Origin of the sequence: Massilia sp. YIM B02763 (genome assembly GCF_030412015.1) — a bacterium.
Taxonomy (GTDB): domain Bacteria; phylum Pseudomonadota; class Gammaproteobacteria; order Burkholderiales; family Burkholderiaceae_D; genus Telluria.
Map to the genome: position 1 here is coordinate 192,209 of NZ_JASNRD010000002.1, position 22,710 is coordinate 214,918.

Genomic DNA, 22,710 nt, shown 5'->3' on the forward strand with positions numbered 1-22,710 from the left:
TTCCTTCGTGTTGAATGCTTATGCGTGTTGATGTTGTTCGTGGTCGAAGCGGGCGACGATGCGCAGGTCCGGCCCGACCTGGGCCACGCCGTGGAAGCGCAGCTGGCGCTTGTCCGCCAGGCGCGCCAGCGGCGGCAGCGCGAACATGCCCTGCCCCGGCCCGACCAGGCTGGGCGCCAGGTAGACCAGCAATTCGTCGACGCAGCCTTCGCGCACGAGCGAGGCGTTCAGTTTCGAACCGGCCTCGACGTGCAGCTCGTTGATCTCGCGCCGGCCCAGTTCCAGCATCAGCGCCGGCAGGTCGACCTTGCCGGCAGCGTTGGGCAGCATGAGGATCTCGTGGCCGCGCGCGCGCAGGGCTGCTTCCTTGGCGACATCCGGCTGCGCCGCCACGATCCAGCACGGCGCTCCCTGCAGGATGCGCGCGTCCAGGTCGATGTCGAGGCGGCTGTCGACGATCACGCGGCGCGGCGCCACGGCGTTGTCCGGCAGGTCGATGCCGCGCACGGTGAGCTGCGGGTCGTCGGCCTTGACGGTGCCGATGCCGGTCAGGATCGCGCTCGCGCGGGCGCGCCAGGCATGGCCGTCGGTGCGCGCCTGCGGGCTGGTGATCCACTGGCTCTCGCCGTTCTCCAGCGCGGTGGCGCCATCCAGGCTGGCGGCCGTCTTCAGGCGCACCCACGGGCGGCCGTGGCGCATGCGCTGGAAGAAGCCGATGTTCAATTCGTGGGCCTGGTCCGCCATGAGGCCTGCGCTGACCTCGATGCCGGCCGCTTCCAGCTGGGCCAGTCCCCGTCCCGCCACCAGCGGGTTCGGATCGGTCATGGCGGCGACCACGCGGCCCAGCCCCGCCTGCACCAGCGCGTTCGAGCACGGCGGCGTGCGGCCGTAGTGGCTGCACGGCTCCAGCGTCACGTAGGCGGTGGCGCCGCGCACGTCGTTGCCGCGCGCCTGGGCGTCGCGCAGCGCCTGGATCTCGGCATGGGCCTGGCCGGCCGGCTGCGTGTGGCCGGCGCCGATGACGGCGCCGTCCTTCACGATCACGCAGCCGATGCGCGGGTTGGGCGCGGTGATGCTCATGCCTTTAGCCGCCCATTCCAGGGCCAGCGCCATGCCTTCGGTATCGCTCAGTATCTGCACCGTGTGTCGTTCCTTGCTGTGCTTCGTTCGTGCCGTCTGCGCCGGAAAACGCATCGGCATCAGGACGGCGGCGCGGAGGCGCCTTCGCAGTTGTCGTCGCGCGCCGGATCGCAGGTGCGCGCCCGTCCCAGCATATTGATTTTAATACGGCGGATGCCGTCGCCATGGAACAGCGACAGCGTGCCCCAGCGCGCGGCGGCGGCGTTCGTTGCGCTGCAGCTGCGCCCGGCGCCATTGTAGGCGATATAGAACGGCGGCGCTGGGCTCGTGAAGGCGAAGTCGACGGCGATGCTCGGCGCCAGCGGTCCGTGCGCGGCGATGACGTCGTCGCCCGGCCCAGGCGCGCCATCGCCGTCGTTGTCCTGGAACACGGTCCAGCCGCGGGCCCAGTCGACGCCCGCCGGGTCGAGCGGCACCAGCTTCACCTGGCGCCCGCGTGCCAGCGCCTGGGCCCGCGCCAGGTTGATCGCGCCGAACAGGTCGCCCGTGGCGGCCTTGAGCTGCTGGGTGCGCAGCAGCGCGGCCAGGTCGGGCGCGCCGATCGCCAGCGTGACGGCGCACACGGCCAGCACGACGGCCAGCTCCGCCAGCGAAAAGCCGCCGGTGGTCCTGGACCAGCCCCTCATGGCGCCCTCATGGCCAGCAGCGCGCGCCGTTCGCCGCCTGCGCCCCCTGGCGCCCCTGGCTGTCCAGCGTCAGCGCGCCGCAATCCGGATCGCGGAAGCGCGCGTTGACGCGGGCCGTGCCGGGCCGGGCGCGCACCTCGACGCAGTCGGCGATCTCCATGCCCGGACACGCGTAGGCGTCCAGCTCGTAATGGCTGGACGCGGCCGCGGCGCCCGACCACCAGCGGAACGCGCCGGCATCCTCGTCCGGCATCCCGTCCGCCGCGAACGCCGTGTAGCCGTTGTGGCGCATCCGGTAGCGTTCCTGCGCCTGCATCGCCTCGATCAGCGCGAACTGCCCTTCCGCACGCTTGGTGCGCACGATATAGCCCGCATAGTTCGGATAGGCGAGCGCGCCAAGGATGGACAGGATGGCGAGCACGATCAGCATTTCGAGCAGGGTGAATCCTGCGGCATGGCGGGACGGCGTCATCGGTACCTCGCAGATCACATGTTCATGTCACGTGCTTGTGTCACGTGCTTCTGTCACTGCTGGGCGCGGGCGTGCAGCTCGGGCCAGTTGGCGATCTCGCGCCAGCCGATGCGGCCGGCGGGCGGCGGCGGCGGCGCGGCCGGCGGTCGTGGCGGGTCCGGTCCGGCGCCCGGGTCATCGTCGTCTCCGGCCCCGTCGGCGGGAGCGCCACCGCCTTCCCCTTCTTCGTCGGCGGAGGTGCCGGGCGCGGCCGGCGCCGCCTGGCGGAACAGCGACTGCAGGACCACCTGCGTCGATGCGCGCATGCCGAAGCCGATGGCGGTGATGCGGTAGAAACCGCCCTGCGCCGGATCGGCGCCGGCGGGCGCCAGCTTTTCGATGAGGTAGCCCGGCAGGCGCGCCGGCAGCGTGCCGGCCCCGAGCGGCAGCACGGCGCCCGTGTAGCGGCCATAGGGCACCAGCACGTCGGCCTCCGGGTCGGTGAGGTCGATGTCCTGCCAGGCGGGCGGCGCCGCCACCCGGCACAGGCCGAGGTCGGCCGGACCGCGGCCGCAGCCGTCGGCGAAGCCGGCCCCTTCCGCCTGCGCCAGCAGCGCCGCCCGCGCGGCCGCGTCGGCATCGGCGCCAAGGCCGGCACCCGCGAGATCGCGTTCCGCGTCCAGCAGCGCCGCCTCGGCCGCCAGCCGCGCCGTCACGCGGTCGCCCTCGTTGCGCGCGGACGCCAGCAGCGCAAAGGCGCCGCGCGCCACGGCCACGCCGATGACCATCGCCGCCGCCAGCAACAGCAGCACGCTGGCCAGGGCCAGGCCGCGCTGGGCGGCAGGACGTATCGACGGAGGCCGCATCATGGCGCCACGGCCGGCAAGGCGACCGTCATCGTGAACAGGCGCCGCTCGCGCAGGCGCATGTCCGGCGTCATCGCGGCCTCGCGCAGCACGCTGCCCGCGTCCGCCGCGCCGGCCTCGGCGGACTCGCCGTAAGCGGGCCCGAGCAGCGCATAGTCGGCATCGCCGGGCCGGGTCCGCGTCGCCCTTGCGCCGTGCAGCAGCAGGCCGATGCGCACGCTGACGAGGCGCTTCCACCAGGTGCGCCGGCGCAGCTCCTGCTCGTCGGCGGTACCCAGGGCCGCGTCCAGCGCGCGCACGGCATCCGCGTTCACGTAGCGGTTCGGGGCGCCGTCGCGGGGCTCGTCCGTGTCGATGCCGTACAGGACCTGGAAGCCGTCGACGCCGGCCACGATGGCGTCGGCGCTCCAGTTGGCGTTGCCGCGGTACTTGCAGCGCAGTTCCGCCTCGCCCTGGCTGTTGCGCGCGACATGGAAGATGCTCCAGCCCTCCTCCCCGCCGGCCACGGTGAAGCCGGCGCAGTCGACGCTGCTGCCGTCGCCGTCCGGCACGGGGCCGCTGCCGGGAAAGCGCACGGCCAGCACATCGCTGCCGCCGACGGCATCCGCGGAAGGCTCCTCGATGCCGGGCGTCGTGCGGCCCACGCTGCGGGCGTCGAGCCCGGCGATGCGGGCCGGCGCGGCATCGGCGCCGGCGGCGAGAAGACTGTCGGGATCGGTTGCCGCAGCCTGCCGCAGCGCCCTGGCGACGAGCTCCAGGGCATAGCGGCCGCCATCATCCATCGCGGCAAGCTCCATCTGGGCGGCATAGGCGCTGTTGGCGAGGACGAGCAAGTGCCCGGCCCCGAGCAGGACGGCGAGACCGATGGCGAGCGCCACCAGCATCTCCGGCAGCGTCATGCCGCGGCTGCGTGCTGGACACGGGCGCATCATGGCGCGCATCATGGCGCGCCCCCGGGCAAGGCCAGCAGCAGCCTGGGCGCGCCACCGTCACCGCGGCGGTCGGAGGATTCGCGCCAGCCGAGCTTGGCCACCAGCGGCGCGCCGGGCCCGGCGGCGCACGCCCATGCCGTTGCCGCGCCGGCATCGCGGCAGACGCACAGGCGCCCGCCGGGAAAGCGCTCCACCAGCGCCTGCGCCACTTCTGCAAGGTCGAATTCGGCGAGCTGGACGGCGTCGCAATCACCGTCGGCAAAGCAGGACGCGGCGGCGTCCGGAGCGCCGCTGCCGGCGTCGACGTCGAACTGGGCATACGGGTTGCCGCCATCGGGCAGCGCCATCGCGGGCGGATTGGCGCGCATGCGTTCGGCGAGGGTGGACAGCAGGCGCACGCCGTCGGCCAGGCGCGCCGCTTCCTGCTGCGAGCGCAGGGCCAGCGTCTGCAGCGCGCAGGCGCCGGCGATGCCCAGGGCGGCCACGAACAGGGCCACCAGCACTTCGACCAGGGTGAATCCGCCGACACTGAGTCTGCCGCCATCCATTGCCCGCCCCCATCCCGTTTGCATGAGATGCGAAGTTAGCAGCCGAGTCCGGGCCAGCAGTGAGCTGCCTCAAGCGTGCGGATGCAACCTGGTCGGTCGGTACGGCTCTAAAGGCTTACTTGCGTGGCTTATTTGCGTGGCTTATTTGCGCGGCTGCCCGACTTCCGCAATCGCTTCCTGGAACTCGGCCAGGTCCTCGAAGTTCTTGTAGACGGAAGCAAAGCGGATGTAGGCGATCTTGTCCAGGCGCTGGAGTTCCTGCATCACCAGTTCGCCCACGTGGACGGAGTCCACTTCGCGGCGGCCGCTGGTGAGCAGCTTTTCCTCGATCGTGGCGACGGCCCGGTCGATCGCGTCGGCGGCCACGGGACGCTTGCGCAGCGCCAGCATGAGGCTGCCGCGCAGCTTGGACGAGTCGTACTCGCTGCGGCTGCCGTTCTTCTTGACGATGAACGGCATCGACAGCTCGATGCGCTCGTAGGTGGTGAAACGCTTGTCGCACTGGACGCAGCGGCGCCGGCGCCGGATGGCATCGTCCACCTCGGATACGCGGGTATCGAGGACTTGGGTGTCGTCATGGTGACAGAACGGACATTTCATGGGGCGCCGGTACTGCGTGGTTGATGCGTGGTTGATACGTCGACGCTGCGTCGAAGCGAAGCTGGAACATGGCGCTCCCACCAAGACAGCGAGGGAGCGCCGGTAACACGAGCGCCCGCGGGCGCTTGTCGAAGCTTACGCTTCGTAGACCGGATATTTGTCGGTCAGTTGCTTGACTTCGGCCTTCACGCGCTCGATGGTCGCGGCGTCGTGCGGGTTGTCCAGCACGTCGGCGATCAGGTGGCCGACCTTGGTCGCGTCCGCTTCCTTGAAGCCGCGCGTGGTGAAGGCCGGGCTGCCCAGGCGGATGCCCGAGGTCACGAACGGCTTCTGCGGGTCGTTCGGGATGCCGTTCTTGTTGCAGGTCATGTGCGCCTGGCCCAGGATCGCTTCCGCTTCCTTGCCCGTCAGGCCTTTCGAGCGCAGGTCCACCAGCATCACGTGCGATTCCGTGCCGCCCGAGACGATGCGCAGGCCGCGCTCGATCAGGGCCGCGGCCAGCGCCTTGGCGTTCTTGACCACTTGCTGCTGGTAGGCCTTGAACTCCGGCGACAGCGCTTCCTTGAACGCGACGGCCTTGCCGGCGATGACGTGCATCAGCGGACCGCCCTGGATGCCCGGGAAGATCGCCGAGTTGATGGCCTTCTCGTGCTCGGCCTTCATCAGGATGATGCCGCCGCGCGGGCCGCGCAGGGATTTGTGGGTGGTCGAGGTGACGAAGTCGGCGTGCGGCACCGGGTTCGGGTATTCGCCGGCCGCGATCAGGCCGGCGTAGTGGGCCATGTCGACCATGAAGTAGGCGCCGACTTCCTTGGCCACGCGGGCGAAGCGCTCGAAGTCGATGCGCAGCGAGAAGGCGGAGGCGCCGGCGATGATCAGCTTCGGCTTGTGCTCGCGCGCCAGGCGTTCCATCGCCTCGTAGTCGATGTCTTCCTGCTCGGTCAGGCCGTAGGAGATCACGTTGAACCACTTGCCCGACATGTTCAGCGCCATGCCGTGGGTCAGGTGGCCGCCTTCGGCCAGCGACATGCCCATGATGGTGTCGCCCGGCTTGAGCATGGCGAAGAACACGCCCTGGTTCGCCTGCGAGCCCGAGTTCGGCTGCACGTTGGCGGCTTCGGCGCCGAACAGTTCCTTGACGCGGTCGATCGCCAGCTGCTCGGCGACGTCGACGTATTCGCAACCGCCGTAGTAGCGCTTGCCCGGATAGCCTTCGGCGTACTTGTTGGTCAGCTGCGAGCCCTGGGCCTGCATCACGGCCGGCGAGGTGTAGTTCTCGGATGCGATCAGCTCGATGTGGTCCTGCTGGCGCTTGTTTTCCTTCTGGATGGCATCCCAGAGATCCGGGTCGACCTTGGCGAGCGTGTGATCTTTTGCAAACATGAAAAACTCCAATCGTAAGAGAACCCGGCAATGGGTAGCGCTGAAGGGGCGGGGCCGGCGGCAGGGGACAACCGCGCTTTTCACGCGACCAATCAAGGGCTGCCCAGGCGAACGGCATATGGAAATCTCACGTTCCCCGGTGGATTCCCACCTTCGCCGCACGCCTGCCCGGTCTTCGACCGGCGCGGTATCGCGCAGCTTTCGCCAGTTACGTGAGATGTAATGGAACTCCCGATTGTACGGGAAGAGCCCACGGCGAAGCAAGAAACGGGACAACCCGCGGGCAACCCCGGGGTTGCCCGGCAGGCAAGCGGCATGAACAGGCACTCAATATGGCCAATTCGGCTACAATCTCGCAATTCGACATTGCAGTTCATCCCGCAGTCCAACCGGAATCCATCATGATCGTTTTCATCACCGGCGCATCGGCCGGCTTCGGCGCCGCGATGGCGCGCACCTTCGTCAAGAACGGCCACCAGGTGGTGCTGGCCGCGCGCCGCAAGGACCGCCTGGAGGCGCTGGCCAAGGAACTGGGCGAGTCGGCCCTGCCGATCGCGATGGACGTCACCGACAAGGCTTCGATCGAGGAAGCGCTGTCGATGCTGCCGCAATCCTGGCGCCAGATCGACGTGCTGATCAACAATGCCGGCCTGGCGTTGAACACCAAGCCGGCCCACGAAGTGCCGCTGGAAGACTGGGAAACCATGATCGACACGAACGTCAAGGGCCTGGTCACGATGACCCACGCGCTGCTGCCCTCGATGGTCGAGCGCGGCAGCGGCCTCGTCATCAACCTCGGCTCCGTGGCCGGCCACTACCCCTACCCGGGCGGCAACGTGTACGGCGCCACCAAGGCCTTCGTCGAGCAGTTCACGCTGAACCTGCGCGCCGACCTGGTCGGCACCGGCGTGCGCGCCACCAACTTGGCACCGGGCCTGTGCGGCGGCACCGAATTCTCCAACGTGCGCTTCAAGGGCGACGACGATGCCGCCGCCAAGGTCTACGAAGGCACGCAGCCGCTGACCGCCGAGGACATCGCCGAGACCGCCTACTGGATCGCCACCCTCCCCCCGCACGTCAACGTCAACCTGATCGAGCTGATGCCGACCTGCCAGGGCTTCTCGCCGTTCAACATCAAGCGCGGCTGATGCGTGATGATTGCCGGCGCGCGGCCGTTACAAATGTTTGCGATTTGTAACAGCGGCGCCAAATATGCATGGATCGATGCTAGAGTTGCTGGCTTAGCACAAATGATCTTTAGCCAAATCTACTGATTATTTGATGTTTTGCCATGTAATTGCGGTCCATACATTAGGTATAGGTGCTCTACCGTACATATCGACGGCAAAAATGGCGTAAAATGTTTCCCATTTTCATAAACGGCAGCTGAAATGCCTTCCCTTTTCACCTGGACAGTCCGGGTCTATTACGAAGATACGGACGCGGGCGGCATCGTTTATTACGCCAACTACCTGAAGTTCTTCGAACGCGCGCGTACTGAATGGCTGCGTTCGCTCGACATCCACCAGCAAGACCTGCTCGCCCGGGAAGGCGTGGCGTTCGTGGTGCGCAGCGCCTCCGTCGAGTACCTGGCCGCGGCGCGCCTGGACGACGACGTGAAACTCACCCTGGCCGTGGAAAAGCTCGGCCGCGCATCGGTCCAGTTCGCCCAGCAAGCCTGGCGCGGGGACACCTTGCTGGCGACCGCCGACGTGAAAGTCGGCTGCGTGGACGCCGCCACGATGCGTCCGCGCTCCCTTCCCGACCTTGCCGCTGCTAAAATGCGTGCCGCCTGAATAATCCCAACCCACTACGACGATGAGCGCAGCCCAAGACCTTTCCTTCATTGAACTGATTCGCCACGCACACGTGCTGGTGCAGCTGATCATGGCCCTGCTGTTCGCGGTCTCGCTCACCAGCTGGACCTATATCTTCCGCAAGATCTTCGCGCTGCGCGCCGCGCGCCGCCAGACCGAGCAGTTCGAGCGCAGCTTCTGGGCCGGCGGCAACCTGCACACCCTGCACCAGAGCGCCAGCAGCCAGCGCGACCAGAGCGGTCCGCTGGCCCGCATCTTCGAAGCCGGCATGGGCGAGTTCATCAAGGGCAAGCAGGCCGCGCGCGATGCGCTCGACGGCGGCGCCGTCCTGGACGGTGCGCGCCGCGCCATGCGCGCCGCCTTCCAGCGCGAGCTGGACCATCTGGACACGCACCTGAACTTCCTGGCCTCGGTCGGCTCCGTCTCGCCGTACATCGGCCTGCTCGGCACCGTGTGGGGCATCATGAACGCGTTCCGCGGCCTGGCCAACGTCCAGCAGGCCACGCTGGCCGCCGTCGCGCCGGGCATCGCCGAGGCGCTGATCGCCACCGCCATCGGCCTGTTCGCCGCGATTCCCGCCGTGATCGCGTACAACCGCTTCACGCACGACATCGACCGCCTGGCGATCCGCTTCGAGAGCTTCGTCGAGGAATTCTCGAACATCCTGCAGCGCCAGTCGCGCTGACCGACGCACGAGGACACCGACATGGCCTTCAACAGCAGCATGCGCAGCTCGCGCCGCAAGCTCAAGTCCGAGATCAACGTCGTGCCGTACATCGACGTGATGCTGGTGCTGCTCATCATCTTCATGGTGACGCCGCCGGCCCAGAACCCGAGCGAGATCAAACTGCCGAGCGCCGAGCGTTCGACCCAGCCGCCGGACGACTACATCCAGATCGCCGTCAAGGACAAGGGCCAGCTGGCGATCGGCATCAACGGCAAGAAACCGCAGGGACTGGAAGACGTCTCGAACCGCCAGGCCCTGATCCAGCGCCTGGCCGCGATCCACGAAGAGCATCCGGATTACCCGGTCCTGATCGCGGGCGACCGCGAGAGCAAGTACGACGACGTGATCCAGCTGATCTCGGAGGCCAAGAAGATGGGCATCCAGCGCGTCGGCCTGGCCACGAAATAACACACTGATGGCAGCAGAGAAGCGCAACGACAACGACACGGCCGGCCCGCACTACCGGGTACCGCCGGAACCGAACCGCTGGCCCGCGATCGGCCTGGCGGTGGGCGTGCACGCCCTGCTGCTGGCCTTCCTCGTGATCGGCGTGAACTGGCAAAGCAATACGCCTGTGGCCGTCGAGGCCGAGATCTGGGACGTCGACACGCAGATCGCCGCTCCGCCCCCGCCGCCGCCGGAACCCGAGCCGGAACCGGAACCCGAGACGCCACCGCCGGAGCCGACCCCGCGCGCCGTCGAACCGCCGCCGCCCCCGGTGGAACAGCCGGCCCCGCCGAAGCAGCCCGACATCGCCCTCGAACGCGAGAAGAAGCGCCAGGAAGAACTAAAGCGCAAGGAACAGGCACGCCTGGAGCGCGAACGCGAAGAACGCGAGAAGCAGCGCGAGCAGGAGCGCGAGGAACAGAAACGCATCGAGCAGCAGAAGCGCGAGGACGAGAAGAAGGCCAAGGCCCTGGCGGAGAAGAAGGAACGCGAACAGGAGCGAGAGCGCGAAGCGAAGAAAGAGAAGGAAGCGGCGGAGAAGAAGGCGCGCGAGGACGCGGCCAAGAAGGAAGCCGAGCAGAAGAAGAAGGACGAGGCCGAGAAGAAGAAAAAGGCCGACGCCGAGAAGAAGAAGCAGGAAGCGGCCGACCAGAAGAAACGCGACGCCGCGCGCGCCGAGGAAATGCGCCGCATCACGGGCGCCGCCGGTTCCGGTTCGCCGAGCAGCACCGGCACCGCCGAGAAGTCGAGCGCACCGGGCCGCGACAAGGGCTACGTCGCGGCCATCACGGCCAAGGTGAAGGGCAATACCTCGTACGCGGGCGACCTGGACGAACCGGGCAATCCGACGGTCACCTTCATTGTGAAACAATTGCCTACCGGCGAGATCCTGTCGGTGCGTAAAACGAAGAGCAGCGGCGTGCCCGCTTTCGACGATGCCGTCGAAAAAGGCATTCGCAAATCGGACCCGCTGCCGAAGAAGAAAGATGGTACGGTAGAGAGTACCCTTGAGATCAATTTCCGCATGAAAGATCTGCAGTAACGCGGGCGGAGATGAGCGTCCCGAGCCAAACCATTGCTGAGTTGAGAGATTTATGAAGAAACTACATACCCTGCTGTTTTCGGCGTCCCTCCTGATGGGCACGGCCGCACATGCCCAGCTGCGCGTGGAGATCGCCGGCGTGGGCAGCAACCAGATCCCGGTCGCCGTTGCCGCGTTCGCCGACGAATCCGTGGCGCCGGAACAGGTGTCCGCCATCATTCGTGCCGACCTCGAGCGTAGCGGCGTGTTCAAGGTCATCGATGCGCGCCAGGCCATTTCGGACAGCGCCAGCGTCGACCTGGGCGCCTTCAAGGCCAGCGGCGCCGATGCCCTCGTGGTGGGCTCCGTGCAGAAGATGCCGGACGGCCGTTTCCAAGTCCGCTATAAACTGCTCGACACCGTCAAGCAGGCGCCGATCTCGCAACTGGCGGATGCCGTCGCCGCGCGCAACACGCGCCTGGAGGCGCACCGCATCGCCGACGACATCTACGAAAAGCTGACCGGCGTGCGCGGCATCTTCTCGACCCGCCTCACCTACGTGAAGCAGGACGGCCCGCGCGACTACAAGCTGGTGGTGGCGGACGCCGACGGCTTCGGCGAGCAGATCGCGGCGCACGGCAAGGAGCCGATCATCTCGCCGTCCTGGTCGCCGGACGGCACCAAGGTCGCCTACGTCTCGTTCGAGCTGCGCAAGCCGGTGATCTACGTGCAGAACCTGGTCACGGGCCAGCGCACGATCGTCGCCAACGAAAAGGGCAACAACTCGGCACCGGCCTGGTCGCCGGACGGCACCAAGCTGGCGCTGGCGCTGTCGCGCACGGGCAATACGCAAGTCTTCATCGTCAATGCCGACGGCAGCGGCATGCGCCGCCTGACCACCAGCAACGGCATCGACACCGAACCGCGCTTCTCGGCCGACGGCCAGAGCATTTATTTCACCAGCGACCGCAGCGGCGGTCCGCAGATTTACAAGATGAGCGTGGGCGGCGGCCAGGCCACCCGTGTCACGTTCAACGGCAACTACAATATCAGCCCTCGACTCTCCCCGGACGGCAAGACGCTGGCGTGGATTTCGCAACGCGATGGGGGTTTTTCTCTGTATGCGATGGACTTGGCCAGCGGCCAGGAACAACGCTTGGCCGACGGGGCCACCGAACCGAGTTTTTCGCCGAACGGCAAATACATCATGTATGCAACCAAGGGTGGCGGCCGTACCGCGCTGGCCGTGGTGTCGGTTGACGGGCGCATCAAGCAACGCTTGAGCACCCAGGCGGGAAACATTCGGGAGCCCAGCTGGGGCCCGTTCATGAAGTAAAAATTTTTTGACCAGGAGAAAAACCATGCGCAATCTGAAAACCGCAGCCTTCATCGCTACCGCAGCAGCCCTGCTGTCGGCCTGCTCGTCCACCAAGCTGAACGACACCCCGGTCGTCGAAAAAGCACCGGTGGCCGAAGCCGCCCCGCCGGCAGACACCAGCCGCGACATCCGTCCGGTCGAAACCGGCAACGTCGATCCGCTGAACGACCCGAAAGGCGTGCTGGCCAATCGCAGCGTCTACTTCGACTTCGACAGCTACGCCGTGCGTGCCGACGGCAAGCCGGTCGTCGAGAACCACTCGGCTTACCTGACCAAGAACACCGGCCGCAAGGTCCTGATCCAGGGTAACACCGACGAGCGCGGCGGCACCGAATACAACCTGGCCCTGGGCCAGAAGCGCGCCGAAGCCGTGCGCAAGGCCATGACCGCCCTGGGCGTGTCGGACGGCCAGCTGGAAGCCGTTTCGCTGGGCAAGGAAAAGCCGAAGGCCGACGGCCACAACGAAGCGGCCTGGGCTGAAAACCGCCGTGCCGACATCGTCTACCAATAATCTGGCGCTGTCGACACCGTTCGTGACGGTCGATTGACAGCGGGGCGGGAGGCAGTGCAGACTGCATCCCGCCCCGTTTCCATTTGGATTTAGAAAGTTTACAGATGATCAAACTGCCTCAGCTCCGCCTTGCAGCCGTCGCCCTCGCCCTGGCCGCCTGGTTCCCCCTGCACGCGAGCGCCGGCCTGCTCGACGACGACGAGGCCCGCCGCGCGATCCTCGACCTGCGCGCGAAGCTCGAAGCGCTGACGCGCGACGTCAACGGCCGCCTCGACACCAAGGCCGACAAGAGCTCCACGCTCGACATGCTGAACCAGCACGAGCAGACGATGCAGGAAATCGCGCGCCTGCGCGGCCAGGTCGAAGTGCTGGCGAACCAGATCGCCACCGCGCAAAAGAACCAGAAAGACCTGTACGCCGACCTGGACGCCCGCATGCGCAAGCTCGAGCCGCGCCAGGAAGTCATCGACGGCCAGACCGCCGAAGTCCTGCCGAGCGAAAAAGCGTCCTACGACGCCGCCATGGAGCAGTTCAAGTCCGGCGACTACAAGGGCGCGATCGGCGCCCTGCAAGCCTTCGTGCGCCAGTACCCGGAATCGGCCTACGCCGCCAACGCCCAGTACTGGCTCGGCAACGCCTACTACGCCCAGCGCGACTACAAGAACGCGATCGCCGCCCAGGAAGCCGTCGTCTCGAACTACGGCACCAGCGCCAAGGCCCCGGACGCCATGCTGAACATCGCCAGCAACTACGTCGAGCTGAAGGACACCAAGAACGCCAAGAAGACCCTGCAGGCGCTGGTGAAGAAGTACCCGGACGCCACCGCCGCCCAGACCGCCAAGGAACGCCTCGCTTCGCTCAAGTAAGCACGTTTTCTTGATGAGTATTTGACAGGGGTCAGGAAGCACCCTATAATCTTGCTTCTTCGGGTCGTTAGCTCAGTTGGTAGAGCAGCGGACTTTTAATCCGTTGGTCGCTGGTTCGAGCCCAGCACGGCCTACCAGAATACAGTAGTAACAATGAAGGCGTTGCGAGTGATCGTGACGCTTTTTTTGTATCTGCGGCAGTCGGCTCTTTTACATACTTTGCCGTACTTGTGACGCGCAGAAGCCCGTCTACTACTGCCGCGTGGCGCGCCATGTGTGCCGGCGCCAAGTGCGCGTACCGCGGCACCTTTGCTGCTGACTTCCAGCCGCCCATCTCCTGCAGGTCGTACAACGGCGTACTGTTCTGAATTAGCCGGCTGGCCCAGGTGTGCCGCAGATCGTGCCAGCGGAAATTAGCGATGCCGGCTCGCTTGAAGGCATTGCGCCAGGCCCTCGTGTTCACGTACCTGATCGGGTTGCCCTCGTACGTGAAGACGCGCTCCGAGTGCTTGCCACGTTGGCGCTCGAGTACCTTCGCCGCCAGATTACACAGCGAAACGTGAATGTCCTCGCCGCCCTTTGCCTCATCGGCTACGATCCAGGCTGTACGACGCTCGATGTCAACTTGCGACCATCGCAGACGGACCACATTGCCCTGCCTTAGCCCAGTCGCCAGCGCAAACAACGCGATGTCTCGCTGGTGCTCGGGCAGCGCCTTCAACCTCAATGCCAAGCTGATCGGGACTAGTATCTGGTTCTGATCAATCGGCAATTCATGCCGGGCGTCGATTCTCATTCGTCGTCATTCGTCGTTTTTGCATCAACATACCCACCTATCAAGCACCGGGTAGTTCATGGTGCCTACATGACCACTTGCAAGTTGTGTTTAGTCAAGTTCTACCTGTTCATGACCTTGAATAATTACAAGGCTCTCATCGCAGCAGGTGGCAACTTTCTCAACCGACTATGGTCACTATGGCAGATACGACGTTTCACGACCCTAACGTAGAACTTGTACCCCGAGCCAGTGTTCCCGCTACTGAATACGCTGAATACAAAGCGATACGGGACAAGATCAACCGAGAAGCGCTAGGACAGGTCGAACCAGCCATACGGGCGAGCACGGTGACGACCTTGGACGGTCTTCCCTATCCGGTCAAGTTCCGTAACCAGGGTCCGCTAGATGAATGGCAGCAGTTGTTCAAAGCCCGTGACTGGAGCCAGCGCATGTGGGACACGTGGGCCACACCACGCGCCGCCTGCCTCGACTGCATCAACGAACTGTGCTGGCATGTCGACCAGCGCCCTCATCCCCATCCGCTGAGCCAGCGTCCCTCTGACTGGCCTGACACCGCGTTTGCCACCGTAGTCAGGTGGGCTGCCAACATTCACTTCGCACGAAAGCGCGGCGCCCTGATCGAGACCACTCCGGCACTCGACACGCTACTGATGCATTCGGATCTCGACGACACGCTGCCGATGCACCTGTTCTCGCCACCGTTCGGTGCACAGTATCTGCATCTGAACCGCGCCACGGCGGAGCATTTCATGACGGCCGAGGACCGCGCCGACCAACGCTGGATCAATGGCAGTTTTTGCTTCGTGAGCAAACCGAGCTTGTCCGACGACGCCAACAAGTTCATACCTGTCATTGAGCTGGTCATCACTTACGTCGCGAAAGACGACGGCATCCGCGCGCAACTGCTTCGCGGACCCATGATTACACCGGACCAGCCCGTAACCCAGTGGGCGGATGCGATCCTAACCCCGCCGGGCCAGCAGCGCACGTCGCAAGACGATGTGTTGATAAAGCTGATCAGCAACATGGTGAACGTGTTCCTGTACCTCGGCCTGAAGGACGCGCGCAAGGAGGTGCGCCGGGAACACAGCGACGCCCTCAAGCGGTTGGCAGTAGTGGGTCCGAAAAAGCGGGCCAAGGTACTGCGCCGCCTGGAGTCGCTGTATGACCGCATTACGGTTGGCCCTGCAGACGTACCTACGTTACCGCCACCGCTTGGCACTGCCGGCATCAGAGCGCCGCACTGGTGGCGCAGCCATTTCCGTTCACAGCCATGCGGCCCGGGACGCGGCTCGCGCCAGCTTATTTTCGTCGCACCCATCCTCATCCATGCCGAACAATTGAGCGGCGAAGCCCCGCCACCCAAAGCATACGAACTCACGACAGGCCGCGTCCGAACGTCGCGTACGGCAGGACGACAGCAGCAAACGAAGCAGCGTATTCAACCTCGGGATCACGCATGAGCAATCCTCGCCACTCTATTCATGATCTTGTTTATGGCAGGCAGTACAACCGCATCCTGCGCCTGTCATTTCCTGACAACGACGCGCCGGCCGCCCAATTCGTGGTCAACAAGATCGATGCAACCGAAAGCTTGTCCAGGGATTTCGAATTCACTGTCGAGTTGCTGTCCGACGAAGTCAGCGTTTCCCTCAAGGAAATGCAAGGCAAGCTGCTCAATATCGAACTGGTGCGCAAGGATGGCAGCCTGCGCTATTTTTCCGGCTATGTGTTCAGCTTCCGCCGAAGTCACTCCGATGGCGGCATCTCCTTTTACGAAGCCAAGCTCGGCCCTTGGCTAAAATTCCTCAGCCTGCGCAAGGACAACTACCTTTTCCATAACAAGACCATGCGCGAACAGACGGAAATCATCTTCCGGGACTACGGTACTTATCCTCAGTGGGACTGGCACGTGACGGGCGACGATCCTGTCATGACCGATGCCTGTCAGTTCGATGAAACCGACTTTAACTACCTGAGCCGTCGCTGGGAGGCCGCAGGCTGGTATTACTGGTACGAACACGACGCCACTGGGCACAAGCTCATCGTCAGCAGCGATTCCACGCAGGCCCCGGCGCTCGACGGCGGCGCGGAAGTACGTTTTCACGGCGAAAGCGGAGCAGTGGAAGAGGATGCCATTGATCGCTGGTCACCAGTCCGACAGACCATGCCCTCCAGCGTTGCTTTGAACGGTTTCAACTTCAAGGATTCCAGACCGTCCAGTGTGACTCTTCCCACTTTGAACCAGCAGGGCAAGGTGCCAGAGATCGAGTTCTATGAATACGCGGGCGCTTACGGTTTCAAAAACTTCCAGGATGGCGATGCTCAGTGTCGAATCAGGATGGAAGAAATCGAAGCCATCGCCAAGCACATCGAGGCGGAAGGTAATAACCGTTTCCTGATGCCGGGCCGCTGGTTCCAGCTGGTCGACCACTTCAATCACGGTGTTTATGGCGGAAGCAGCGATGCTGGGAAGGACGACTTCGTAATCCTGTCGGTCCGTCACATCGCCACCAACAACTTTCTGCAGGAAGAGGATGAGAAAACGCTCTATCGCAACTGGTTGACCTGCACCCGCAAGAATGTTCCTTGGAGACCAGGCCGTAACTTCAACAGCACGGATGCCAAAATCCTCGCACCTCAAACTGCCGTTGTCGTCGGCCCTTCTGGTCCGGACAGCATCCATACCGATGAATACGGTCGGGTACGGGTGCAATTCCACTGGGACCGGGAAGGCGACAACGATGAACGCAGCTCTGCCTGGATACGGGTATCCAGTTCTTGGGCCGGAGCGGAACTTGGCGCCGCAGCGATTCCACGAGTGGGAACCGAAGTCATTGTCCAATGGCTGGGTGGATGCCCTGACCGTCCAATCATCACGGGAGCGGTATTCAATGAGCACAATATGCCGCCGTGGACTGTGCCAACACAGCAGGCGTTGACTGGATTTCGAAGCCGGGAATTAACGCCTAATGGCGGCAATACCCCCGCTGGGCGGAGCAATCACCTGATCCTCGACGATACGAACGGACAGATTCAAGCGCAGCTCAAGAGTGATCATTTGCACAGCCAGCTCTCGCTCGGGTATATCACGCGGATCGAGAACAACCGCGGGCGGGCGGATGCACGTGGGGAAGGATGGGAACTGCGTACGGACGGACACGGGATCGCCCGAGCTGCAGAAGGAATGCTACTTACTACTGAGCGACGCACTAACTCCCAGTCACATATCAGGGATATGGGCGAGACGATCCAAAGATTCAAAGTCGCATGCAACCTGCACGAATCACTTTCATCACAGGCTTTACAGTGCCAAGCGCAAGAGAAGGGCCAGCAAGACGAAGTCACCGATGCATTACAAGAACAGAATGCCGCAATAATTGGTAGCGGTGGCAAATTCCCGGAATTAATAGAACCACATCTTGTACTCGCAAGCCCAGCTGGAATTGAAACTTCTACGGCACAGTCAACACACATATCGAGCGATCAGCATACTGCAATGACAACCGGGCGGAGCTTGTCGTTCGCAACAGGTGAAGGTCTTTTCGCAAGTATAAAAAGCACCCTTCGTCTATTTGTTCACAATGCAGGTATGAAGCTAATTGCTGCTGGCGGCAACGTGACGATACAGGCACAACAAGATGATGTGGAAATCGTCGCACGTAAAGTCATGTCACTAATCAGCCAGAGTGACTGGATCGAATTGAAAGGAAAAAAAGGAATACGTCTTCATGGTGCGGAGGCAATGCTCGAGATTAGTGATGTAGTGCAGTTCTTCACCTCTAAGCCAGTTCTATTCCGCGGGAATCTCGAAACCTTGCCAGCGAGTGGGCGCGCACATCCGAATTATATATCTGGCGCAAGTGATATACCTCCTCGATCTGCACGCGGGAAGTTCGATGAACGGTTCCATCTCGTTAGCGAAGACGGAAAAACTCCATTAGCACACTGTCGCTATCGGATAACCGCCGAGGACGGGCAATGCTGGGAGGGTACCACAAACGCTGAAGGTTTGACTGAGCGCGTCTATACGACTTCAGAGCAGAAGCTATCTTTAGAAATGCTCTAGATTAAAGGGGGATTTCTGATGGGTGCAGAAGATTCTAAAAAAATTGCTGTCGGAGCCAAGACCAATCAGACCAAAGGCTCTCTTGTCAAAGTAGTCGTTAAAGAAGACGGCGAAAAATGGAAAAACCCAGCCGAGAACGAGATTTTTTACATAGATGAGGAAGCAAAATTTCCAAGTATCAAGTTCGAAATCGATCTCGATAGCAACGAGGAATGTGTTTGGACATGGGACATCGAGTGGGCTGCAGCAACGAGTGGGCTTCGCGAATCAGCAAAGAGGGGGCGAACTATAAAAAAATGGAGCGAAAAAGGGAAAACCATCCCTGGGACCAGCTCTTGGACAGCCGACCTAAATAGTAATTGCCTAGGAGGAACATTGACGGTATCAGTGAAGCTTGGCAGCAAAACGTTCCGTAGATCGGTTCGTATCTTGGGAACAAATCCTAGCGAAGACAAAGTAAGAGCTTATATTGCTACGTTTGACGATGCGCCTGGATTTGAGAGAATTGTTGCAAAAGAGAGCAAATATAAGCAGTTCATAAACGCCGACCGTGAACCGGTCGTCGCATTTGACGGCGGCTATGGGCTTACGCAACTTACAAATCCAACACCAAAATATAACGAAGCGTGGGATTGGAAGGCCAATATTCGCACTGGCATAGAACTCTATCGTACAAAAAGAAAAGAAGCAAAAAACTATCTCGCTGGTGGAAAGAATGGCAAGCGCAGCTATACTGAAGAACAACTTCAATTAGAGACGTGGTGCCGATGGAATTCAGGACGTTATCATGAGTGGGATGAAAAAAACAAAAAATGGATAAGGAACCCAACGATTCTGGGCGATAGCGAAACCGCCAATATTGGATGGGACCTTAGAAAGGAGGAGAATAAAGGAAAAACAGAAAAAGAATTGCACAACCGTGACAAGGACAAATACTCGAAACCGCCAACAAAAGAAAGTTCATGGCGCTACTCAGGGATTGTATATGCAGACCACATCAAAAAAGAATAACATCCTCGGTTGCATTTTCGTATTCATTTCGACATTCATAGTTTCGCCTGTCAACGCAGCTGATATCTTATTATCGTCACCTAAGGGTGAACATGTTGCTATATATGTGAAGAAGCAGCAGGTTATTGCGAAAGATAATGGGAAAAACATCATCTATGAGGTTGCTGCGACTGTGGCCCAACATTTGACACGTGCCGATGACATTCGAGTGGTCGGGAGTGCAAGCAACCAAAAGGAACAACTCTTCATTGTGATGCTCCGGGAACCCTCGCGCCCCAACGCGATGGGACGAGGTTATTGCGGTGCGGGTTACGAAGACTATTTGCTTTTAGTTGAGATACTTGAAAAAAAATTGCTTCTTCGAGACCAACTTTTGTTGCAGAGTTGCCTCAAGAGCATATCCATGTTTATAGATCAGGGAGACGACCATCCTAGCAACGGGCTAGCACATGAAAAAGATGGCTTCTATAGCTATCGACTAGTGGATGATGATGTCGAAAAAAAACGAATGCTAACGGTTAGCAACAAACACTTCAAGACCAAGCTAGTGTCAACTCCAGATCAATAAGCAATCATATTATATTTACAGAGAGATGACAACGCAAAATACCCTATTAATCCCGGCAAGCTTAATTGGCCTCCTGTGCTGCTTAACTTTCGCTACCGCATCTAACAGCATTAATGCGAACAAACTAAAGAGAGCCTATCTGGATGACAAGCAAAACGTTCATGTTGTGACGGTTCGCGATCATCACACGCAGATAACAAATAAGAGAAACTCGACTGAACTGAAGCTTGCGCCTGACAATGAAACGGTAGCGTGGCTCGCGATCAACAATTGGATCGCGGAAGCTGACATTAAGCCTGGTTCGGAAAAACTTGCAATCTACCGCGGCGGAAAGATTGCTTCTATCAAATGCTCGCCATTTATTCGCGATTATTGGTTTTGGAATGACGGTCGTCAAGTAGCGATCGATTGTGGGGGACGGCACTTCGCTGGCCGCGAAATCCTTTACGACACAGCGACCTTGAAAGAGGTTTCAAGCTTTGACCAGAATGACGTACCGTTGGAAAAACGTCCGAACTGGTCGAACGGTGACAATTGACCCAATTTTTAGTCGATCAAAAGGGACGCTTGGCAGCGAATTCCTTATTTAACCCGAGAGAGAAATCAAAATGATGCATAAAGGACGCGGTGTCATTCGATTGAACGATAAGACCGATCACGGCGGACAGGTTATCTCTGTTTCATCCGGAACCGTTGTTCTAGGCATGGAGGCCGCACTTGAAGACGATATGACGTCTTGTCCAAAATGCAAAGGCAACTTCCCCATCAAGCCAGACGGCGCCGGAGCCAAGCATATAGGAAGGCCCTACGCATATGACAACGATCTGACCGCTTGTGGCGCAAAACTGATCTCTTCACTATGACTGTTGCGAGCATGCCCTGCGGTGGCAGTCCTTGGCATACTGCCCTTGTCACTCGAATCTGGAAGCAAGCCCTCATAGTTTCCATGCTTGCCTTATGCATGCCATATCCGGTGAATGCAAGTACCTGCTACGGCGCTGTTGGAAACGGACGGCTTGCCGACGGCGTGCAGCTTCCGCCCCAAGGCGACAATTTCGTTGCCTACAGCCCGGTAGGTGTTGAGTTGGGCGGAACTTACGTGCACAACCTCGTGCGCCAAGCTGTGTTGGGCGCATACGCGAACGTCAGATAAACGATGCCTGACAAGACATATGTGTACGGTGAAACCGGATTCTCACGCGGAGGACCAATACAACCCCACCGTACGCATCAGGCGGGCCTCTCCATCGACTTCATGGTGCCAGTCTTGAATGACGCGAATCGCTCAGTACCCTTGCCGTCGACGCCCATGAACATGTTTGGGTACGGACTCGAATTTGACGAGCATCGACTTCCGAATTTCATGTCGGCCACTCAGCGAATATCGTGATCAGTAATTTCCCCGTCATTACGCTGGGCATATGAGACGTGGTCGAACACAACCTATGTGACGCATTTGTGACGTGAAATCCGTTAACTTTCGACCGCCCCCTTGGGTGAGATTGACTGATCAGCTTGGAAAGCGCTGCAAGTCATTGATTAATAACGCCTCCCTAGCCCGACACGGCAACTTTTAATCCGTTGGTCGCTGGTTCGAGCCCAGCACGGCCTACCAGAATTTGGCAGTAACAATGAAGGCGTTCCGAGTGATCGCAACGCCTTTTTTGTTTTGCCGCGCCCCCCTTGCGGCCCGTTCAAGCGACCGTCTGCGGTACCGGCTCGGCCGCCTTGCGCAAACACACCGACAGGCTCGACGTGCTCGGGTTGTCGACGAACAGGCAGCGCTTGCCCGTGCGCTTGCAGAAATCCTTCACGCGCCAGTAGGCCTGGTGGCTGATGCAACCCGTCTGGCAGATCACCAGGTCGGCGGCCGCCAGGCTCGTGTCGAGCAGTTCGCTGGCCTGCTCGAGCCCGCCGTCGTGGTGCATGAAGCGCGCCCCTTCCCGTTCCAGCAGTTCGCGGTAGTTCGGCACGTTGCTGCTGCGCCCGCCGACGCACAGTACCGTCTTGTCGACGAGTGCCAGGCGCGCGGCCGTCGGAACGGGCGGCGCAACGGGGACGGCAACGACGGCCGGGGACGACGGCGCAGCCGCTTCCTGGCGTTCGCGGACCAGGCGCTGGCGCAGCTGCGCCATCTTCTCGTTCAGCGCCTGTTCGCGCCCCTCCAGTTCCTCCATGCGGCGCAGCAGGCGTTCGCGGTCGCGCATGTCGGGCAGCGCGGCCTCCAGCGCCTCCAGCTGGCGCTTGAGCGCCTCGATGGCGGCGTCGCGCTGGGCCAGCTCGGCGCGCTGCTGCACGTTCTGCTCGGCCAGGCGCGCCGTTTCCTTCGCCTTGGCGTCGGCGGCGCGCGCGGCCTTGTCGCGGGTCTGCTCCAGTTCCGCCGCCAGCTGCGCGTGCTGCTTCTGCAGTTCCGTGAAGCGGGCCACGTCGACGCGCACGCTGGCGCCGGCCTGATGCTGGATCATGTGCATGTCGCGCACGATGGCTTCCGTCAGCCAGGCGTCGCAGCGCGGATGGGACAGCGCGGCCCAGAAGCTGCCGGCCGTGTCGCCGCTGTCGACGGCCTTGCGCCACAGCGCCATCAAGGCATCGCCGTCGCGGGCCTCCTTGAACTTGCGGATCACGCCGGCGAAGCGCTCGTCCAGCGTGCGCTGCAGCAGCTCGGCCATGCGGCTGCGGTTCGCGCATTCGTGCACGGCCCACACGTGCAGGTCGTAGTCGTCGCCCTCGACCGACATCGTCGCGACCTTGCCCACCAGCTTGCGCAGCAGCGCCAGCGGCAGGCACACGCCGACGATCGGGCAGTGGCAATTGGCGGTCAGCTCCCACAGGCGGCGCCGGCGCGAACCGGACGTGTCTTCCTGCGGGACGAACTTGGGGCGGTCGTGGTCGCACATGGTTGGCTCCTTCAGTACTGGGCGACGTGGATCGTCCCGCATTCGGGACAAGT

General features: G+C 62.1%; 23 protein-coding genes, 1 tRNA gene, 1 pseudogene and 1 riboswitch. Of the genes and pseudogenes, 15 read left to right on the top strand and 10 right to left on the bottom strand.

The annotated features are described in order from the left end of the window. Positions 1 to 18 precede the first annotated feature (18 nt). The 8 genes from ribD to glyA form a co-directional block, all read right to left on the bottom strand. Positions 19 to 1,113 (bottom strand): bifunctional diaminohydroxyphosphoribosylaminopyrimidine deaminase/5-amino-6-(5-phosphoribosylamino)uracil reductase RibD, encoded by a 1,095-nt coding sequence (ribD, locus tag QPK32_RS04365; protein ID WP_308632448.1) that lies wholly within the window; start codon positions 1,111 to 1,113, stop codon positions 19 to 21. A gap of 86 nt (positions 1,114 to 1,199) precedes the next feature. Further along, positions 1,200 to 1,766, bottom strand: a complete 567-nt coding sequence (locus QPK32_RS04370; RefSeq protein ID WP_290411549.1) for a GspH/FimT family pseudopilin — start codon at positions 1,764 to 1,766, stop codon at positions 1,200 to 1,202. A 7-nt stretch (positions 1,767 to 1,773) separates the two neighbouring features. Beyond that, complete coding sequence (locus QPK32_RS04375) at positions 1,774 to 2,238, bottom strand: type IV pilin protein (protein WP_290411550.1); 465 nt, start codon at positions 2,236 to 2,238, stop codon at positions 1,774 to 1,776. Positions 2,239 to 2,291: 53 nt separating this feature from the next. After that, positions 2,292 to 3,086 carry a pilus assembly protein gene (locus tag QPK32_RS04380; protein WP_290411551.1) on the bottom strand — a complete coding sequence of 265 codons (795 nt, stop codon included), beginning with the start codon at positions 3,084 to 3,086 and terminating at the stop codon, positions 2,292 to 2,294. Continuing rightward, on the bottom strand, positions 3,083 to 4,027 hold the full coding sequence (locus QPK32_RS04385) for a PilW family protein (RefSeq protein WP_290411552.1): 945 nt from the start codon (positions 4,025 to 4,027) through the stop codon (positions 3,083 to 3,085). Before QPK32_RS04385 ends, QPK32_RS04380 begins: the two co-directional genes overlap by 4 nt. Beyond that, entirely contained in the window at positions 4,024 to 4,563 is a 540-nt protein-coding gene (pilV, locus tag QPK32_RS04390; protein WP_290411553.1) for a type IV pilus modification protein PilV, read from the bottom strand. The genes QPK32_RS04385 and pilV overlap by 4 nt, the downstream gene beginning before the upstream one ends. Positions 4,564 to 4,704: 141 nt before the next feature. Then, entirely contained in the window at positions 4,705 to 5,163 is a 459-nt protein-coding gene (gene nrdR, locus QPK32_RS04395) for a transcriptional regulator NrdR (protein ID WP_290411554.1), read from the bottom strand. 135 nt (positions 5,164 to 5,298) lie between these two features. Continuing rightward, a complete protein-coding gene (gene glyA, locus QPK32_RS04400) occupies positions 5,299 to 6,546 on the bottom strand; it encodes a serine hydroxymethyltransferase (protein ID WP_290411555.1) in 1,248 nt (415 codons plus the stop codon). Positions 6,547 to 6,640: 94 nt separating this feature from the next. After that, positions 6,641 to 6,768, bottom strand: a riboswitch (ZMP/ZTP riboswitch). A 179-nt stretch (positions 6,769 to 6,947) separates the two neighbouring features. On the opposite strand from glyA, the gene QPK32_RS04405 reads away from it, so the two are divergent. The 9 genes from QPK32_RS04405 to QPK32_RS04445 all read left to right on the top strand — a co-directional run bounded on the left by QPK32_RS04405 (position 6,948) and on the right by QPK32_RS04445 (position 13,450). Beyond that, entirely contained in the window at positions 6,948 to 7,694 is a 747-nt protein-coding gene (locus tag QPK32_RS04405) for an SDR family oxidoreductase (protein WP_290411556.1), read from the top strand. 243 nt (positions 7,695 to 7,937) lie between these two features. Then, complete coding sequence (gene ybgC / locus QPK32_RS04410) at positions 7,938 to 8,342, top strand: tol-pal system-associated acyl-CoA thioesterase (protein ID WP_290411557.1); 405 nt, start codon at positions 7,938 to 7,940, stop codon at positions 8,340 to 8,342. A gap of 22 nt (positions 8,343 to 8,364) precedes the next feature. Next, complete coding sequence (tolQ, locus tag QPK32_RS04415; protein WP_290411558.1) at positions 8,365 to 9,048, top strand: protein TolQ; 684 nt, start codon at positions 8,365 to 8,367, stop codon at positions 9,046 to 9,048. Between the two features lie 21 nt (positions 9,049 to 9,069). Beyond that, positions 9,070 to 9,498, top strand: a complete 429-nt coding sequence (locus QPK32_RS04420) for an ExbD/TolR family protein (RefSeq protein WP_290411559.1) — start codon at positions 9,070 to 9,072, stop codon at positions 9,496 to 9,498. A 7-nt stretch (positions 9,499 to 9,505) separates the two neighbouring features. Then, positions 9,506 to 10,579 carry a cell envelope integrity protein TolA gene (tolA, locus tag QPK32_RS04425; RefSeq protein ID WP_290411560.1) on the top strand — a complete coding sequence of 358 codons (1,074 nt, stop codon included), beginning with the start codon at positions 9,506 to 9,508 and terminating at the stop codon, positions 10,577 to 10,579. A 52-nt stretch (positions 10,580 to 10,631) separates the two neighbouring features. Continuing rightward, positions 10,632 to 11,894: a Tol-Pal system beta propeller repeat protein TolB gene (tolB, locus tag QPK32_RS04430; RefSeq protein ID WP_290411561.1), complete on the top strand. Its 1,263-nt coding sequence runs from the start codon at positions 10,632 to 10,634 to the stop codon at positions 11,892 to 11,894. A 25-nt stretch (positions 11,895 to 11,919) separates the two neighbouring features. After that, positions 11,920 to 12,447 carry a peptidoglycan-associated lipoprotein Pal gene (gene pal / locus QPK32_RS04435; protein WP_290411562.1) on the top strand — a complete coding sequence of 176 codons (528 nt, stop codon included), beginning with the start codon at positions 11,920 to 11,922 and terminating at the stop codon, positions 12,445 to 12,447. Positions 12,448 to 12,551: 104 nt separating this feature from the next. Next, positions 12,552 to 13,313, top strand: a complete 762-nt coding sequence (ybgF, locus tag QPK32_RS04440; RefSeq protein ID WP_290411563.1) for a tol-pal system protein YbgF — start codon at positions 12,552 to 12,554, stop codon at positions 13,311 to 13,313. Positions 13,314 to 13,374: 61 nt separating this feature from the next. Then, positions 13,375 to 13,450 (top strand) — tRNA-Lys (locus QPK32_RS04445). A gap of 152 nt (positions 13,451 to 13,602) precedes the next feature. On the opposite strand, the pseudogene QPK32_RS04450 reads toward QPK32_RS04445, so the two are convergent. Continuing rightward, positions 13,603 to 14,109, bottom strand: a pseudogene (locus QPK32_RS04450) (site-specific integrase); the annotation flags it as partial. A 329-nt stretch (positions 14,110 to 14,438) separates the two neighbouring features. On the opposite strand from QPK32_RS04450, the gene QPK32_RS04455 reads away from it, so the two are divergent. The 6 genes from QPK32_RS04455 (at position 14,439) to QPK32_RS04480 (ending at position 20,623) form a co-directional block, all read left to right on the top strand. Next, positions 14,439 to 15,575 carry a hypothetical protein gene (locus QPK32_RS04455; RefSeq protein WP_290411564.1) on the top strand — a complete coding sequence of 379 codons (1,137 nt, stop codon included), beginning with the start codon at positions 14,439 to 14,441 and terminating at the stop codon, positions 15,573 to 15,575. Continuing rightward, on the top strand, positions 15,572 to 18,181 hold the full coding sequence (locus tag QPK32_RS04460) for a type VI secretion system Vgr family protein (RefSeq protein ID WP_290411565.1): 2,610 nt from the start codon (positions 15,572 to 15,574) through the stop codon (positions 18,179 to 18,181). The genes QPK32_RS04455 and QPK32_RS04460 overlap by 4 nt, the downstream gene beginning before the upstream one ends. 18 nt (positions 18,182 to 18,199) lie before the next feature. Then, a complete protein-coding gene (locus QPK32_RS04465; protein ID WP_290411566.1) occupies positions 18,200 to 19,192 on the top strand; it encodes a hypothetical protein in 993 nt (330 codons plus the stop codon). Next, positions 19,167 to 19,760 carry a hypothetical protein gene (locus QPK32_RS04470; RefSeq protein WP_290411567.1) on the top strand — a complete coding sequence of 198 codons (594 nt, stop codon included), beginning with the start codon at positions 19,167 to 19,169 and terminating at the stop codon, positions 19,758 to 19,760. The genes QPK32_RS04465 and QPK32_RS04470 overlap by 26 nt, the downstream gene beginning before the upstream one ends. 25 nt (positions 19,761 to 19,785) lie before the next feature. Then, positions 19,786 to 20,298, top strand: coding sequence for a hypothetical protein (locus QPK32_RS04475; protein ID WP_290411568.1), 513 nt, complete (start codon positions 19,786 to 19,788; stop codon positions 20,296 to 20,298). A 70-nt stretch (positions 20,299 to 20,368) separates the two neighbouring features. Beyond that, positions 20,369 to 20,623 carry a PAAR domain-containing protein gene (locus tag QPK32_RS04480; protein WP_290411569.1) on the top strand — a complete coding sequence of 85 codons (255 nt, stop codon included), beginning with the start codon at positions 20,369 to 20,371 and terminating at the stop codon, positions 20,621 to 20,623. An 831-nt stretch (positions 20,624 to 21,454) separates the two neighbouring features. On the opposite strand, the gene QPK32_RS04485 is transcribed toward QPK32_RS04480, so the two are convergent. Continuing rightward, entirely contained in the window at positions 21,455 to 22,657 is a 1,203-nt protein-coding gene (locus QPK32_RS04485) for a DUF2325 domain-containing protein (RefSeq protein WP_290411570.1), read from the bottom strand. Positions 22,658 to 22,710: the final 53 nt, after the last annotated feature.